Source organism: Mycobacterium sp. NPDC003323, assembly GCF_053589535.1.
In genome coordinates, this window is the sequence record NZ_JBSFSB010000013.1 from 54619 (window position 1) to 67823 (window position 13205).

Sequence of the window (13205 nt, forward strand, 5' to 3'; positions counted from 1 at the left end):
GACTTTTCGGAGTTTCTCCGCCATCGAGTTCAGATTGGGCGGAGCTCAGGCCCAGCGCGCGGTTTCGGCCTCGGGAGCCAGCGCCGAACGCAGCGGCACCTGCAGGCCGTCGTAGATGCCGGGCTTCTGCTCGGCGAGCCAGTTCAGCGCGCCCAGCAGCCGGTTGGCGGCGGTGGTGTTGCCACCGTCGGCGCGGGTGCCGCCGGGCACGTCGGCGCGGGTGGTGATGGTCAGCTGCGGATCGCCGTCCACGATCACCCGGTGATCGCCGACTCCCTCGTCGGGTTGCGGCCAGTCCGGCGCGCAACTCGGATGGATGCGGGTGATGTGCTCGATGACGACCCGGCGCTTTCCGCCCGACCAGCCGATCACCTTGAGGAAGAAGGCACCCTGGGTGCCCTTCTCGAACGGGCCCATCACGGTGTCGACGGTCTCCTGCAGCGGAAGCCGCTCGACCTCCTCGGTGATCTCGTCGATCTCGATGCCCAGGCCGCGACCGATGAGCCGGACGTTGCCGCCCCACACCATGGTCGGGATCCCGGTCAGCAGCATCATCGGAGTCTCGTCCATGGAGCCGCCGAAACCGCACGAGACCTTGACCGCGAACGGCTGGTTGTAGGTGGAGTAGTCGAAGATCTCCTGACAGGTGATGGTCTCGATGCGGGTGCACAGGCTCGCGGCGGTCACCGCCAGCGCGTCGTTACCCCAGCCGGGGTCGACACCGCTGACCAGCAGGGTGGCGCCGCCCTCCTCGGCGGCGGCGGTCAGCCGGTCCACCCATTCCGGTGGGGCCGAGGCCGGGTCGTAGAGCGAGTACAGCGACGGGGTGACGACATGCTTGCCCGCGCGCAGGCAGCGCTCGATATCGGCGATGGCCTCCTCGGGTCGGATGTCGCCGGAGGCCATATAGGCCACCGCATCGGCGTCGGCCAGGGCCGCCTCGACATCCGTGGTGGCCTGCACCCCGGTGGGGGCGGGCAGTCCGGCGAAATCGGCGGCGTCGCGGCCCGCCTTCTCCGTCGTCGACGTGATCACGCCGGCCAGTTCCAGCCCCGGGAAGGCGGCCGTCGAGCGGATCGCCGTCGAGCCCATGTTTCCCGTTCCCCACACCACCACACGCCTCATGCGCCTCACCCTAGAGGTTTGATGGGGCGCTTCGTGGCGAGCATCACAGATCGGTCGAAATCGCAGCTCACAGGGCATGAATTCGGTCGGCCGGGCGCCCGATCAACCGCCGGGTTGGTTCGCTGGCGAAAATTTGCTCGACACCCCTTTGAGATGTGGTTACCGGGCGGTATAGTTTGAATCAGTTACTGGTGGGTAACTTAGCGCAGTCCGCATCCGAGTACCCAACCGCAAGCTTCGATCTCACCGAGGAGAAACCGTGAGCCACTACAAGAGCAACGTCCGTGACCAGGTATTTACCTTGTTCGATGTGCTCGGTCTCGACAAGGCGCTCGGCGCGGGTTCGTTCAGCGATCTCGATGCCGACACCGCCCGCGAGATGATCAGCGAGATGGCCCGCCTGGCCGAGGGGCCGATCGCCGAATCGTTCGCCGACGGCGACCGCAATCCCCCGGTCTTCGATCCGGCCACCCACTCGGTGTCGCTGCCGGAGTCGTTCAAGAAGTCGGTCAACGCGACCATCGAAGGCGGTTGGAACAAGGTCGCCCTCGATGAGGACCTCGGCGGAATGCCGGCTCCCAAGGCGTTGCTGTGGGCGATCAACGAGCACATCCTCGGCGCCAACCCCGCCGTCTGGATGTACGCCGGCGGCGCCGGCTTCGCGCAGATCTTCGCGCACAACGGCACCGAAGAGCAGAAGAAGTGGGCGCAGATCGCCTCCGAGAACAACTGGGGCGCCACCATGGTGCTGACCGAGCCCGACGCGGGCTCCGACGTCGGCGCCGGCCGCACCAAGGCCGTCCAGCAGTCCGACGGTTCCTGGCACATCGACGGGGTGAAGCGCTTCATCACCTCGGCCGACGCCGATGACCTGTTCCCGAACATCGCGCACCTGGTGCTCGCTCGCCCCGAGGGCGCCGGCCCGGGCACCAAGGGTCTGTCGCTGTTCTTCGTGCCGAAGTTCCTCTTCGACTTCGAGACCGGTGAGCTCGGCGAGCGCAACGGCGTCTTCGTCACCAACGTCGAGCACAAGATGGGCCTGAAGGTCTCGGCCACCTGTGAGCTGTCCTTCGGCCAGCACGGCGTCCCGGCCAAGGGTTGGCTCGTCGGCGAGGTGCACAACGGCATCGCGCAGATGTTCGACGTCATCGAGCAGGCCCGCATGATGGTGGGCACCAAGGCCATCGCCACCCTGTCGACCGGTTACCTGAATGCCCTGGAGTACGCCAAGGACCGCGTGCAGGGTGCCGACCTGACCCAGATGACCGACAAGACCGCGCCGCGCGTGACCATCACCCATCACCCGGACGTGCGTCGTTCGCTGATGACCCAGAAGGCCTACGCCGAGGGCATGCGCGCGCTGTACATGTACACCGCCACCTTCCAGGACGCCGAAGTCGCCAAGGCGCTGCACGATGTGGACGCCGAGCTGGCGGTGCGCGTCAACGACCTGCTGCTGCCGGTGGTCAAGGGCTTCGGCTCGGAGACCGCCTACCGCCAGCTGACCGAATCGCTGCAGACCCTGGGCGGTTCCGGCTTCCTGCAGGACTACCCGATCGAGCAGTACATCCGCGACGCCAAGATCGACTCCCTCTACGAGGGCACCACCGCGATCCAGGCGCAGGACTTCTTCTTCCGCAAGATCGTCCGCGACAAGGGTCAGGCGCTGGCCTACGTGGCCGGTGAGATCGACACCTTCGTCAAGAACGCCACCGGCAACGGCCGGCTGAAGGCCGAGCGCGCGCTGCTGGCGACCGCGCTGGAGGATGTCCAGGGCATGGCCGCCACGCTGACCGGCTATCTGATGGCCTCGCAGGAGGATTCGGCCGCCATCTACAAGGTGGGCCTGGGCTCGGTGCGCTTCCTGCTGTCCGTCGGCGACCTGCTGGTCGGCTGGCTGCTGCAGCGTGAGGCCGCCGTCGCGATCGAGAAGCTCGACGCCGGCGCCACCGGTGCCGACAAGGCGTTCTACGAGGGCAAGATCGCGGCCGCGTCGTTCTTCGCCAAGAACTTCCTGCCGCTGCTGACCAGCACCCGTACCGTGCTGGACGCGCTCGACAACGAAGTGATGGAACTGGACGAAGCCTCGTTCTGAGTTCCCTGACCAAGAGCCCCCGGCGGATTCGCCGGGGGCTCTTGCGTTGTGCGGGCCCTTTGCCGAGCACCGCCGAGACACGCGCGATGGGGGTGATCCGGGCCCGAAATGGCCCGGGTACGCGAGTTTCGCCGCGGCGTTCTGCTGAGAGCAGCGTGGCATGCGCGGCAGGCTCCCGGGGCGGCAATCTCTAGGCATGAGCGAGAAACCACCACTGTTCGGTCGCCAGCTGCGCGACGATCTGTACCGCAAGCGGGTGCTCGTCCTCGACGGCGCCCTCGACGATGACAACGGTGCCGTCCTGATGGCGCAATTGCTGACGCTGGCCGCCGAGTCCGATGACGATATCGCGCTCTGGATCCACTCCCCCGGCGGATCCGTACCGGCCATGTTGGCCATCCGCGACGTGATGCGGCTGATCCCGGCGCAGGTGTCCACCCTGGCGCTCGGATTGGCCTGCAGCGCAGGACAATTCCTGCTGTCCGCAGGCTCCCCGGGCCGACGGTTCGCCCTGCCGCACGCGCGGATCCTGATGCATCAGGGCTCCGCGGGAATCGCCGGTTCGGCCGTCGAGGTGGAGGTCCAGGCCGACGATCTGCGGCACACCCGCGACACCGTGCTGGGCATCATCGCCGCCGACACCGGCCAGGACGTCGATCGCATCTTCACCGATTCGGTGCACGACCGCTGGTTCACCGCACCGCAGGCGCTGGAGTACGGCTTCATCGACCACGTGGTCGGCGATTTCGCGCAAGTCGTGCCGAATCGCAAGCAGCGCTTGGGAATCGGGGCCGGGGCGTGACCACCTACACGATCCCCAATGTCATCGCTCGCACCCCCGGCGGCGAGCGGATCATGGATGTCTACTCGCATCTGCTCAGCGAGCGCATCGTCTACCTCGGCACCGCAATCGATTCCGGTGTCGCCAACGCCCTGATCGCACAGCTGCTGCACCTGGAGGCCGACAACCCCGAGCAGGAGATCGCGCTGTACATCAACTCCGAGGGTGGGGACCTGTCGGCGATGCTGGCGGTGTACGACACCATGCGGTTCATCAAGGCGCCGGTGGCCACGACATGCATCGGGCAGGCGGTGGCGACCGGCGCGGTGCTGCTGGCCGCCGGCGCCCCGGGCCGCCGAGCCGTGCTGCCGCACACCCGGGTCGTGCTGCATCAGCCCGCGGCGCAGGGCAGGGGGACGATCCCGGATCTCATCCTGCAGGCCGACGAGGTGGTCCGGATGCGCAATCAGCTGGAGGAGATCCTGGCCCGGCACACCGGCCGCAGCACCGGACAACTGCGTCACGACACCGATCGGGATCGCGTGTTCGACGCCGCCGGAGCGGTGGCCTACGGGCTGGCCGACCGTGTTCTCGACGAACGGGGTTAGGCCGCCAACAGCGTCGTGCCCACAGGCCGCTCACCGGCGCGGGTCAGATCCGCGGAGATGCCGCCGAGCAGGCGCCCCAGTTCGATGCCGAGGGCACCGCACACCGCGGCGATCATCTCGCTGGAGGGCTCCTTGCGGCCGCGCTCCATCTCGGACAGGTACTGCGGCGACACCCCGGCGCGCTCGGCCACGTCGACCAGCCGTTCGCCGTTGGCGCGCCGGGTGGCGCGCAACCGTCGGCCGAGCACCTCGCGCCAGAGCGGATCGATCGATCGCGGCGTGCGCTTCGGCTCAAGACGAATGACGTCACCCATGTCAGCATCATCGCCGCAATCGCGGCTCGGTGCGGGGCTGTTCACCACCAGCTGAAGACACGTGGGCGGGTCCGGGAGGACATTTCGGTTTCTCAACCTCGAGGGCGTCCATTCATACCTTGCGGTATCTCACGCGGCCGGTCTTTCGCCTCGTTGCCGGCTCTTTCGAATCAGTCACTCCCGAACCCGTCGTGAAGACGACTGTACGCCTGTGACGAGTATCACACCAGGGGCAATTTCAGGCGTCGTCGAGCGTGCGCAGCAGAGCCCGAGTACGGTCTCTGACCTCGGACGATGCGTCGAAGACTACGCCGACGTACTCGTCGACGCCGGCGGCCGCCAACTCCCGGATCCGGGCGGTCACCGTCTCCTCGTCACCGATCAAGGCCGCGTCCGCCGGCCCCGCGTATCCCTCGCGGTCGAGCATCGCCCGATACGACGGCAGGTGCCCGTACATGGCGAACTGTTCGGCGGCCTGCGCCCTGGCCGCGTCGACGTCATCGGTGACGCTGACCGGCAACGCGGCCACTACCCGGACATCGCGCCCGCCGGCGGCCGACCGCAGTGTCGGGCTGACGTGCTCGGCCAGCGTCGTGGGCCCGGTCATCCAGGTGACGGTGCCGGCGGTGCGGCGCCCGGCGATCTTGAGCAGTTGTGGTCCCAGCGCCGCGATGTAGACCGCGGTGCCCGTAGTGCCGGGCACCTGCACCGCACCGCGGGTGGTGTAGAGCTCGCCGGACGCATCGGCCGGTTCGCCGGCCAGCAGCGGCAGCAGGCCGTCGAGGTATTCGTTGAGCCGACGCACCGGCCGGTCCCACGGGATGCCCCACATGCCCTCGGTGACGGCTGCGTGTGTCATGCCGAGGCCGAGGATGAACCGACCGCCGGAGATGGCATCGAGGGTCAGGGCGCGCTGCGCCAATTGCATCGGATGCTGGTTCTGGATGGGAACCACCCCGGTGCCGACCTCGATGGTGTCGACCTCACGCAGGGCCACCGCCAGCACCGTCAGCAGATCCGGCTCGTAGGGCATCTGGGTCATCCAGATGCGCCGGAACCCCTCGTTACGAAACCGGGCGAACTCCGACACGACACCGTCGACCAGGGAGCCCGCGCCCGACCGGGACAGCGATCCCAAGATGCTGATCTGCATGGCACCCATGATGCCCGGCCGAGGAGGGTGTGCCCGGAAAAAGTAAAGAGCCCCGTGTTGCCGTCGGGTCGGGGGGTCAGACGGCAACACGGAGCTATCCCATGTATCGACGCTGCTTCAGCGAGCGTTACAGCGATCCGGAAAGTTTTTTCGGAAAACTTTCACCGGCCCCCGCCCGCCCGCATCGAGACTGACGAAAAGGCGAGGTCATCCCGCATTTTCGGGCCCGTTTGTTCGTTTGGGCGGGGCGGAGGTCAGGCTTCCAGGATGGCGGTGACGCCCTGGCCGCCGGCCGCGCAGACCGAGATCAGGCCGCGCACGGGCTGGCCGGTCTGCTCCTTCTTCTCGGCCAGTTGCTTGGCCAGCTGCGCCACGATGCGCCCACCGGTGGCGGCGAACGGATGCCCGGCCGCCAGCGAGGAACCGTTGACGTTGAGCTTGGACCGGTCGATCGAGCCCAGCGCCCCGTCCAGACCCAGCCGGTTCTTGCAGTAGTCGTCGGACTCCCAGGCCTTCAGCGTGGCGAGCACCACCGACGCGAACGCCTCGTGGATCTCGTAGAAGTCGAAATCCTGCAAGGTCAGGCCGTTGCGGGCCAGCAGCCGCGGCACCGCGTAGGTCGGCGCCATCAGCAGCCCGTCGGAGCCGTTGACATAGTCGACCGCGGCGGTCTCCCCGTCGACGAAGTAGGCCAGCACCGGGATCGATCGTGCGGCGGCCCACTCCTCGGAGGCCAGCAACGCCACCGAGGCACCGTCGGTCAGCGGCGTCGAGTTGCCCGCCGTCATGGTGGCGTCACCGTTGCGGACCCCGAACACCGGCTTGAGCTTGGCCAGCTTCTCGGCCGACGAGTCGGCGCGCAGGTTGTTGTCGCGGTAGACGCCCAGGAACGGGGTGACCAGGTCGTCGAAGAAGCCACGGTCGTAGGCGGCGGCCATGTTGCGGTGGCTGGCCGCGGCCAGTTCGTCCTGGTCGACGCGCTTGATGCCCATCTCCTTGGCGGTGATGGCGGCGTGCTCGCCCATCGACAGCCCGGTGCGGGGCTCACCGTTGGTCGGGATCTCCACACCCAGGGCGGCGGGCAGCTTGCCGACGAGCTTGAGCCGGTCGACGTTCGACTTGGCCCGGCGCAGGCTCAGCAGCACACCGCGCAGGTCGTCACCGAAGGCGATCGGCGCATCGGAGGTGGTGTCCACACCGCCGGCGGCGGCGACCTCGTAGCGGCCCCGCGCGATCCCGTCGGCGGCGGCGATCGCGGCCTGCAGACCGGTGCCGCAGGCCTGCTGCAGGTCGAAGGCCGGGGTGTAGGGCGACAGCGCGCTGCCCAGCACGCTCTCGCGCATCAGGTTGAAGTCGCGGCTGTGCTTGAGCACCGCCCCGCCGATGACGGCGTCGAGCTTTTCGCCCTTGAGGTTGAAGCGGTCGGCCAGGCCGTCGAGGACGGCGGTGAACATGTCCTGGTTGGACGCGTTGGCGTACGCGCCGTCGGAACGGGCGAAGGGGATGCGGTTTCCGCCGAGCACGGCGACGCGACGAGAATTCGTGTTAGCCATAACCCAATATTACCCGCCGTTCTTACTCTGGAGTAAGTTAGTACCCATGGCTTCCGACCTGTTCTCCCAAGTGGTCAATTCCGGGCCCGGATCGTTCCTGGCCAAACAACTCGGCGTCCCGCAGCCCGAAGAGCTGCGCCGCTACCGTCCCGGGCAGCCGCCGCTGAACGGCTCGCTGCTGATCGGCGGTGACGGCAGGGTTGTCGAACCCTTGCGCGCCGCGCTGGCCGACGACTACGACGTCGTCTCGGCCAATATCGGCGGGCGCTGGGCCGACACCTTCGGCGGGCTGGTGTTCGACGCCACCGGCATCACCGAACCATCCGGCCTCAAGGCGCTTTACGAGTTCTTCACCCCGGTGCTGCGCAACCTCGCCCCGAGCGGGCGGGTCGTGGTCATCGGCACCGCACCCGGCGAGACCGCCGACGCCCATGAGCAGATCGTGCAGCGCGCGCTGGAGGGCTTCACCCGCTCGCTGGGCAAGGAACTGCGCCGCGGCGCGACCGTGTCGCTGGTGTATCTGGCCGCCGACGCCGCCCCGGACGCCAGCGGTCTGGAATCCACCCTGCGGTTCATCCTGTCCGGTAAGTCCGCCTACGTCGACGGCCAGGTGTTCCGGGTGGGCGCCGCCGAGTCGACCGCCCCCGCCGACTGGGACAAGCCGCTGGCCGGCAAGGTCGCCGTCGTGACCGGTGCCGCCCGCGGTATCGGCGCGACCATCGCCGAGGTGTTCGCCCGCGACGGTGCGGCCGTGGTGGCCGTCGACGTGCCTGCCGCCGAGGATGCACTGAAGCAGACCGCCGAGAAGGTCGGCGGCACGGCGCTGGCGCTGGACGTGACCTCGGAAGGCGCAGTCGATGCCATCGTGGCCCATCTCAAGGAGCACCACGGCGGCACGGTCGACGTGTTGGTGAACAACGCCGGCATCACCCGCGACAAGCTGCTGGCCAACATGGACGAGTCGCGCTGGGACTCGGTGATCGCGGTCAATCTCGTTGCGCCGCTGACCCTCACCGAAGGCCTCGTATCGGCCGGCGCGCTGGGCGAGGGCGGACGGGTGATCGGGCTGTCCTCGATGGCCGGTATCGCCGGCAACCGCGGCCAGACCAACTACGCCGCCACCAAGGCGGGCATGATCGGCATCGTCGATGCCCTGTCGCCGAGCCTGGCCGACAAGGGCATCACCATCAACGCGGTGGCACCCGGATTCATCGAGACCAAGATGACCGAGGCCATCCCGCTGGCCACCCGTGAGGTCGGCCGCCGGCTCAACTCGCTGTTCCAGGGCGGTCAACCCGTCGACGTCGCCGAGGCCATCGCCTACTTCGCAAGCCCGGCGTCGAATGCGGTGACCGGCAACACGATACGGGTCTGCGGCCAGGCCCTGCTGGGGGCGTGATGAGCGATCAGCCCAGTGGTCTGTTGAACATGGCCCGGGCGGTGGCCGGGGCGCTGCCGTTCGTCCCGCGCGCCGGCGGCCTGCCCGATCGCACCGTGCACGTGCCGGAATTGCGCATCGATCCGGCCAACGTCGCCGCCTACGCCGGGGTGACCGGTCTGCGCTTCGGTGACACGCTGCCGCTGACGTACCCGTTCGCGCTCACCTTCCCGAGCGTGATGTCGCTGGCGACCGGTTTCGACTTCCCTTTCGCCGCAATGGGTTCGGTGCACACCGAGAACCACATCACCCAGCACCGCCCGATCTCGGTCAGCGACACCCTGGACGTGGCGGTGCGGGCGGAGAACCTGCGCGAGCACCGCAAGGGCCTGCTGGTCGACATCATCACCGAGATCAAGGTGGGCTACGACCTGGCCTGGCAGCAGACCACGACGTTCCTGCACCAGCAGCGCACCAGCCTGTCCGATGAGCCGCGACCGGAGCCGCCCAAACAGCCGAAGCTGCCGCCGCCCAACGCCGTGCTGAGCATCTCGGCCGGCCAGATCAGGTCGTACGCGTCGATCGGCGGGGACCACAACCCGATCCACACCAGCACGCTCGGCGCCAAGCTGTTCGGTTTCCCGACGGCCATCGCGCACGGAATGTTCAGTGCGGCCGCGGTGCTGGCCAATATCGAGGGGCAGTTGCCGGACGCGGTGAAATACTCGGTGCGCTTCGGCAAGCCGGTGCTGCTGCCGGCGCGGGCCGGGCTCTACGTGGACCGCGCCGACGACGGCTGGGAACTGGCATTGCGACACCTGTCCAAGGGCTATCCGCACCTTACGGCGACCGTTTCCGCGCTCTAAGCTGCCAGGGTGCCTGCCACCCGCGTGCCGCCCGCCGGAATCATCCGCGTGATCGACCGGGTCCGCGACGGACTCGGCCGATTACGCCGACAGAGCGCGCCGCCGCCCGCGGTGCTGCTGGAGCTGATCCTGGGCGCGTGGGTGTCCCAGGGCATCAGCGTCGCCGCCGAACTGAAGATCGCCGACGCACTGGCCGCCGGCCCGTTGAACGCCGAGGAGCTGGCACAGCGGGTGGGCGCCGATCCCGACGCCCTGGCGCGGCTGATGCGCGCACTGATCAGCGCCGGGGTGTTCACGGTGCGCCGCGGGCGGTTCGCGCTCAATCCGCTCGCCGACGCCCTGCGCACCGATGCGCCGGTGTCGATTGCGGCGATGGCGCGCTTCGTGGGTTCGGTGCAGCACCGTGAGCACTGGAGCCGGTTCACCGAGGCGGTCCGCACCGGGCAGTCGGTGATCCCCGGTATGCGGGGCATGCCGGCCTTCGACTACCTGCACAGCGAGCCGCAACTTGGCGCGCTCTTCAACGACGCCATGACCAGCATGTCCGAACTCGCGATCGACCCGGTGGTCGCCGCCTACGATTTCACCCCGTTCGCGACCATCACCGATGTCGGCGGCGGGCACGGCCGGTTGCTCGCGGCGATCCTGCAGGCCGCGCCCGATGCTCGCGGTGTGCTCTACGACCTGGCCGAGGTGGTCGAGGGTGCCCCGGAACTGCTGCGCCGCTTCCGCGTCGACGATCGGGTGACGGTGCAGTCCGGGTCGTTCTTCGAATCGGTGCCCACCGCAAGTGCGCTGTACGTGATGAAGAACGTCATCCACGACTGGCCGGACGCAGAGGCGGTCGACATCCTGACCACCGTGCGCGCCGCCGCGTCGCCCGGCACCAAACTGGTGCTGCTGGAGGCGGTCATCCCCGAACACCACCGCGAGTTCCTGCCGAAGTGGCTCGACATGGAGATGCTGGTGTCGGCCGGTGGCCGCGAACGCACCGAGGCCGAATACCGCGCGCTGTATCAGCGGGCCGGGTTCCGGCTGGACCGGGTGGTGCCCACCGCAACGCCGTTCAGCCTCATCGAGGGCACCGCAATCTGATCCGCGCGCCGAACCTGGAGACGATCGCGGGAAAGTCGCCGATCCTCGCCATCGTGTTCAGTTTCGGCGTCAGCCCTTGTCGGTCGGCTTGCCCTTCAGGCCGCGCCAGAACAGGTTGATCATCAGCTCGGTCGCCTCGGCCACATCGGCATCCCCGGAACTGACCCGGTCGGCGATGGCCTCACCGGCGCCGACCAGCGCCACCGCCATCATGTTGAAATCGGCGTCGGGCTCCGGGTTTCGGGTTCCGGACTGCAGCAGCCTGCCGACCAGATCAATGATGCGCTCCCGGCCCTCACGGACCGTGTGTGCGAACGCCTGCGAGCTGGTGGCCTGGCTGTACAGCACGATCCAGGACGCCCGGTTGGCATCGATATAGCCCAGGAACGCGCCAACGGCGTTGCTCAGCATGTCTTTTGGGCTGAGCGTGAAGTCGATCTTGCCGCGCACCTCGTCGACGAACCGGTTCAGTTCGCGGTCCAGGCAGGCGCCGAACAGGTCCTCCTTGGAGCCGTAGTACAGGTACAGCATCGGCTTGGAGATCTGCGCCTCGGCGGCGATCGCGTCCATCGACGTCTCGTGATAGCCGTTGATGGAGAACATCTGCACGGCGGCGTCGAGCATCTGTTGTTCGCGCACCGCGCGCGGCAACCGCTTCGTTCCTCCGGCCATCGGAACAGATTACGGCTAGCAGTTCGAGTTCGGCCCCTTGGACGCCGCGACCCGGCGCAACGAGTCGTCCACCTTGGCCTGCGGCAGTTCACCGGAGGCGACGGCCTGCTCAAGGCGATCCAACACGGCGGGCACCTCGGCGGTGGTGATCCACAGCGCGATATCGGCGCCGGCCTGCAGTGATTTCAGCACCGCCTCGGCCACCCCGTACTGCTGGTTGATGGCGGCCATGCTGGACAGGTCGTCGGTGAACACGACGCCACCGAACCCGATCTCACCGCGCAGCAACCCGTATGCGGCCGGGCTCAGGCTGGCCTGCTCGGATCCGGTCAGTCCGGGCACCTGCATGTGGCCGACCATGACGGCCACCGGCGGCTGGTGGGCCAGGGTGCGATAGGGCACCATGTCCTGGGCCTGCAGTTCGGCCAGCGGCGGGGTGGACACCGAGCCGGTGTGGGAGTCACCGGCGGCGCGGCCGTGCCCGGGGAAGTGCTTGAGCACCGGCAGCACCCCGGCGTCGCGCAGCCCGCGGGCGTAGGCACCGGCGTAGTCGGTGACGGTCTGCGGATCGTCGCCGAAGGAGCGGTCACCGATCGCGGCACTCTCCTGGGTCAGATCCAGGACGGGGGCGAAGTCCACGGTGATACCCAGCCCGCGCATGGCGCGGCCGCGTTCCAGCGCGATGCCGTACACCTCATCGGGGGTCTTGGTCTCGGCGAGCACCCGGGCCGAGGGCTGGCTGCCGATCACACCGGCCAGCCGCGACACCCGGCCGCCCTCCTCGTCGACGCTGACCCCGAGCGGCAGCGCCGTGCTCGACGCGGCGATCTCGGCCAGCGGCGCCCCCAGCATGGACATATCGGTCCAGCTGCCGATCATGATGCCGCCGACCTTGTGATCGGTGACCGCAGCCTGCGCGTCGGCGGCATTGTTCACGCCCACCATGAGCAGCTGGGCCAGCTTGTCGCGGGTGGACAGCGAGGCGATATCGCCGCACACCTGCGGTCCGGGCGCGGCCGGCAGCGGCCGGTCCAGCGAGGCGTTCGACGGGGTGGCCGCGCTGGTCTGCGGTGCCGGGGAGGCGGCGGTGTCGACCTCGGCGGCCGGCGCGCATGCCATCAGCAGTCCGGACAGGGCGGTCAGGGCACCGAGGGTGCGTGACATCGACATGGGTCCCCACAGTAACCGGGTGGGTACCGGGCGGTGCGCCTGCGGAGTTTTCCGCCTGGCGGACCGCTGCGCCTCGAGACCGGTACCGGGTGAGTCCTTGGACTGCTCGAGCACGGTCGTATCCGGTGCAACGCGCTCCCTCCCACCGTGCCGGTGATGACGTCGGAACACCCGCTCGGCTGGAATCGTCCACTCAGCCTCGCGTGCTAGGTTGGCCGCATGGATCGGTTCGTCGTGCCCGCTGCCGCCAGCATCGTGGTCGGCCTGTTGCTGGGTGCGGCAGCCATCTTCGGCGTGACCCTGATGGTCCAGCAGGACACCAAGCCCCCCGTGCAGTCCGGGGACCCGGCGTCGTCGGTGCTCAACCGCGTTGAATACGGCGACCGGGCCTAGCC

13 protein-coding genes are annotated in these 13205 nt (G+C 68.4%); 7 read left to right on the forward strand and 6 right to left on the reverse strand.

Annotation, left to right across the window (positions count from 1 at the left end; all coding sequences use genetic code 11):
* Positions 1–45: 45 nt before the first annotated feature.
* Complete coding sequence (locus tag ACWDUN_RS23385; protein ID WP_449932396.1) at positions 46–1125, reverse strand: NAD(P)H-dependent amine dehydrogenase family protein; 1080 nt, start codon at positions 1123–1125, stop codon at positions 46–48.
* 259 nt (positions 1126–1384) lie between these two features.
* On the opposite strand from ACWDUN_RS23385, the gene ACWDUN_RS23390 reads away from it, so the two are divergent.
* The 3 genes from ACWDUN_RS23390 to ACWDUN_RS23400 all read left to right on the forward strand — a co-directional run bounded on the left by ACWDUN_RS23390 (position 1385) and on the right by ACWDUN_RS23400 (position 4609).
* The gene (locus tag ACWDUN_RS23390; protein ID WP_449932397.1) at positions 1385–3220 is read left to right on the forward strand and encodes an acyl-CoA dehydrogenase; all 1836 of its coding nucleotides are present in this window, start codon (positions 1385–1387) and stop codon (positions 3218–3220) included.
* Between the two features lie 196 nt (positions 3221–3416).
* Positions 3417–4022, forward strand: a complete 606-nt coding sequence (locus ACWDUN_RS23395) for a ClpP family protease (RefSeq protein WP_449932399.1) — start codon at positions 3417–3419, stop codon at positions 4020–4022.
* Positions 4019–4609 carry a ClpP family protease gene (locus tag ACWDUN_RS23400; RefSeq protein WP_449932400.1) on the forward strand — a complete coding sequence of 197 codons (591 nt, stop codon included), beginning with the start codon at positions 4019–4021 and terminating at the stop codon, positions 4607–4609. Before ACWDUN_RS23395 ends, ACWDUN_RS23400 begins: the two co-directional genes overlap by 4 nt.
* Here the strand turns inward: ACWDUN_RS23400 and ACWDUN_RS23405 are convergent.
* The 3 genes from ACWDUN_RS23405 to ACWDUN_RS23415 form a co-directional block, all read right to left on the reverse strand.
* Complete coding sequence (locus ACWDUN_RS23405) at positions 4606–4923, reverse strand: helix-turn-helix domain-containing protein (protein ID WP_449932401.1); 318 nt, start codon at positions 4921–4923, stop codon at positions 4606–4608. The genes ACWDUN_RS23400 and ACWDUN_RS23405 overlap by 4 nt on opposite strands.
* 238 nt (positions 4924–5161) lie before the next feature.
* Positions 5162–6085: a TIGR03564 family F420-dependent LLM class oxidoreductase gene (locus tag ACWDUN_RS23410; protein ID WP_449932402.1), complete on the reverse strand. Its 924-nt coding sequence runs from the start codon at positions 6083–6085 to the stop codon at positions 5162–5164.
* A 245-nt stretch (positions 6086–6330) separates the two neighbouring features.
* The gene (locus ACWDUN_RS23415; protein WP_449932403.1) at positions 6331–7629 is read right to left on the reverse strand and encodes an acetyl-CoA C-acetyltransferase; all 1299 of its coding nucleotides are present in this window, start codon (positions 7627–7629) and stop codon (positions 6331–6333) included.
* Between the two features lie 46 nt (positions 7630–7675).
* Between ACWDUN_RS23415 and ACWDUN_RS23420 the strand changes: the two genes are divergently transcribed.
* The 3 genes from ACWDUN_RS23420 to ACWDUN_RS23430 are packed head-to-tail and all read left to right on the forward strand — an operon-like array spanning position 7676 to position 10968.
* The gene (locus ACWDUN_RS23420) at positions 7676–9028 is read left to right on the forward strand and encodes a 3-oxoacyl-ACP reductase (RefSeq protein ID WP_449932405.1); all 1353 of its coding nucleotides are present in this window, start codon (positions 7676–7678) and stop codon (positions 9026–9028) included.
* Positions 9028–9873, forward strand: coding sequence for a MaoC/PaaZ C-terminal domain-containing protein (locus ACWDUN_RS23425; protein WP_449932406.1), 846 nt, complete (start codon positions 9028–9030; stop codon positions 9871–9873). Before ACWDUN_RS23420 ends, ACWDUN_RS23425 begins: the two co-directional genes overlap by 1 nt.
* 9 nt (positions 9874–9882) lie before the next feature.
* Positions 9883–10968 carry a methyltransferase gene (locus ACWDUN_RS23430; protein WP_449932407.1) on the forward strand — a complete coding sequence of 362 codons (1086 nt, stop codon included), beginning with the start codon at positions 9883–9885 and terminating at the stop codon, positions 10966–10968.
* A gap of 69 nt (positions 10969–11037) precedes the next feature.
* Here ACWDUN_RS23430 and ACWDUN_RS23435 read toward each other — a convergent pair whose 3' ends face one another.
* Both ACWDUN_RS23435 and ACWDUN_RS23440 read right to left on the reverse strand, forming a co-directional pair.
* On the reverse strand, positions 11038–11640 hold the full coding sequence (locus ACWDUN_RS23435; protein ID WP_449932408.1) for a TetR/AcrR family transcriptional regulator: 603 nt from the start codon (positions 11638–11640) through the stop codon (positions 11038–11040).
* A 15-nt stretch (positions 11641–11655) separates the two neighbouring features.
* Positions 11656–12810, reverse strand: a complete 1155-nt coding sequence (locus tag ACWDUN_RS23440; protein WP_449932409.1) for a glycoside hydrolase family 3 N-terminal domain-containing protein — start codon at positions 12808–12810, stop codon at positions 11656–11658.
* Between the two features lie 219 nt (positions 12811–13029).
* On the opposite strand from ACWDUN_RS23440, the gene ACWDUN_RS23445 reads away from it, so the two are divergent.
* Entirely contained in the window at positions 13030–13203 is a 174-nt protein-coding gene (locus ACWDUN_RS23445; RefSeq protein ID WP_083056138.1) for a DUF2613 domain-containing protein, read from the forward strand.
* Positions 13204–13205 lie beyond the last annotated feature (2 nt).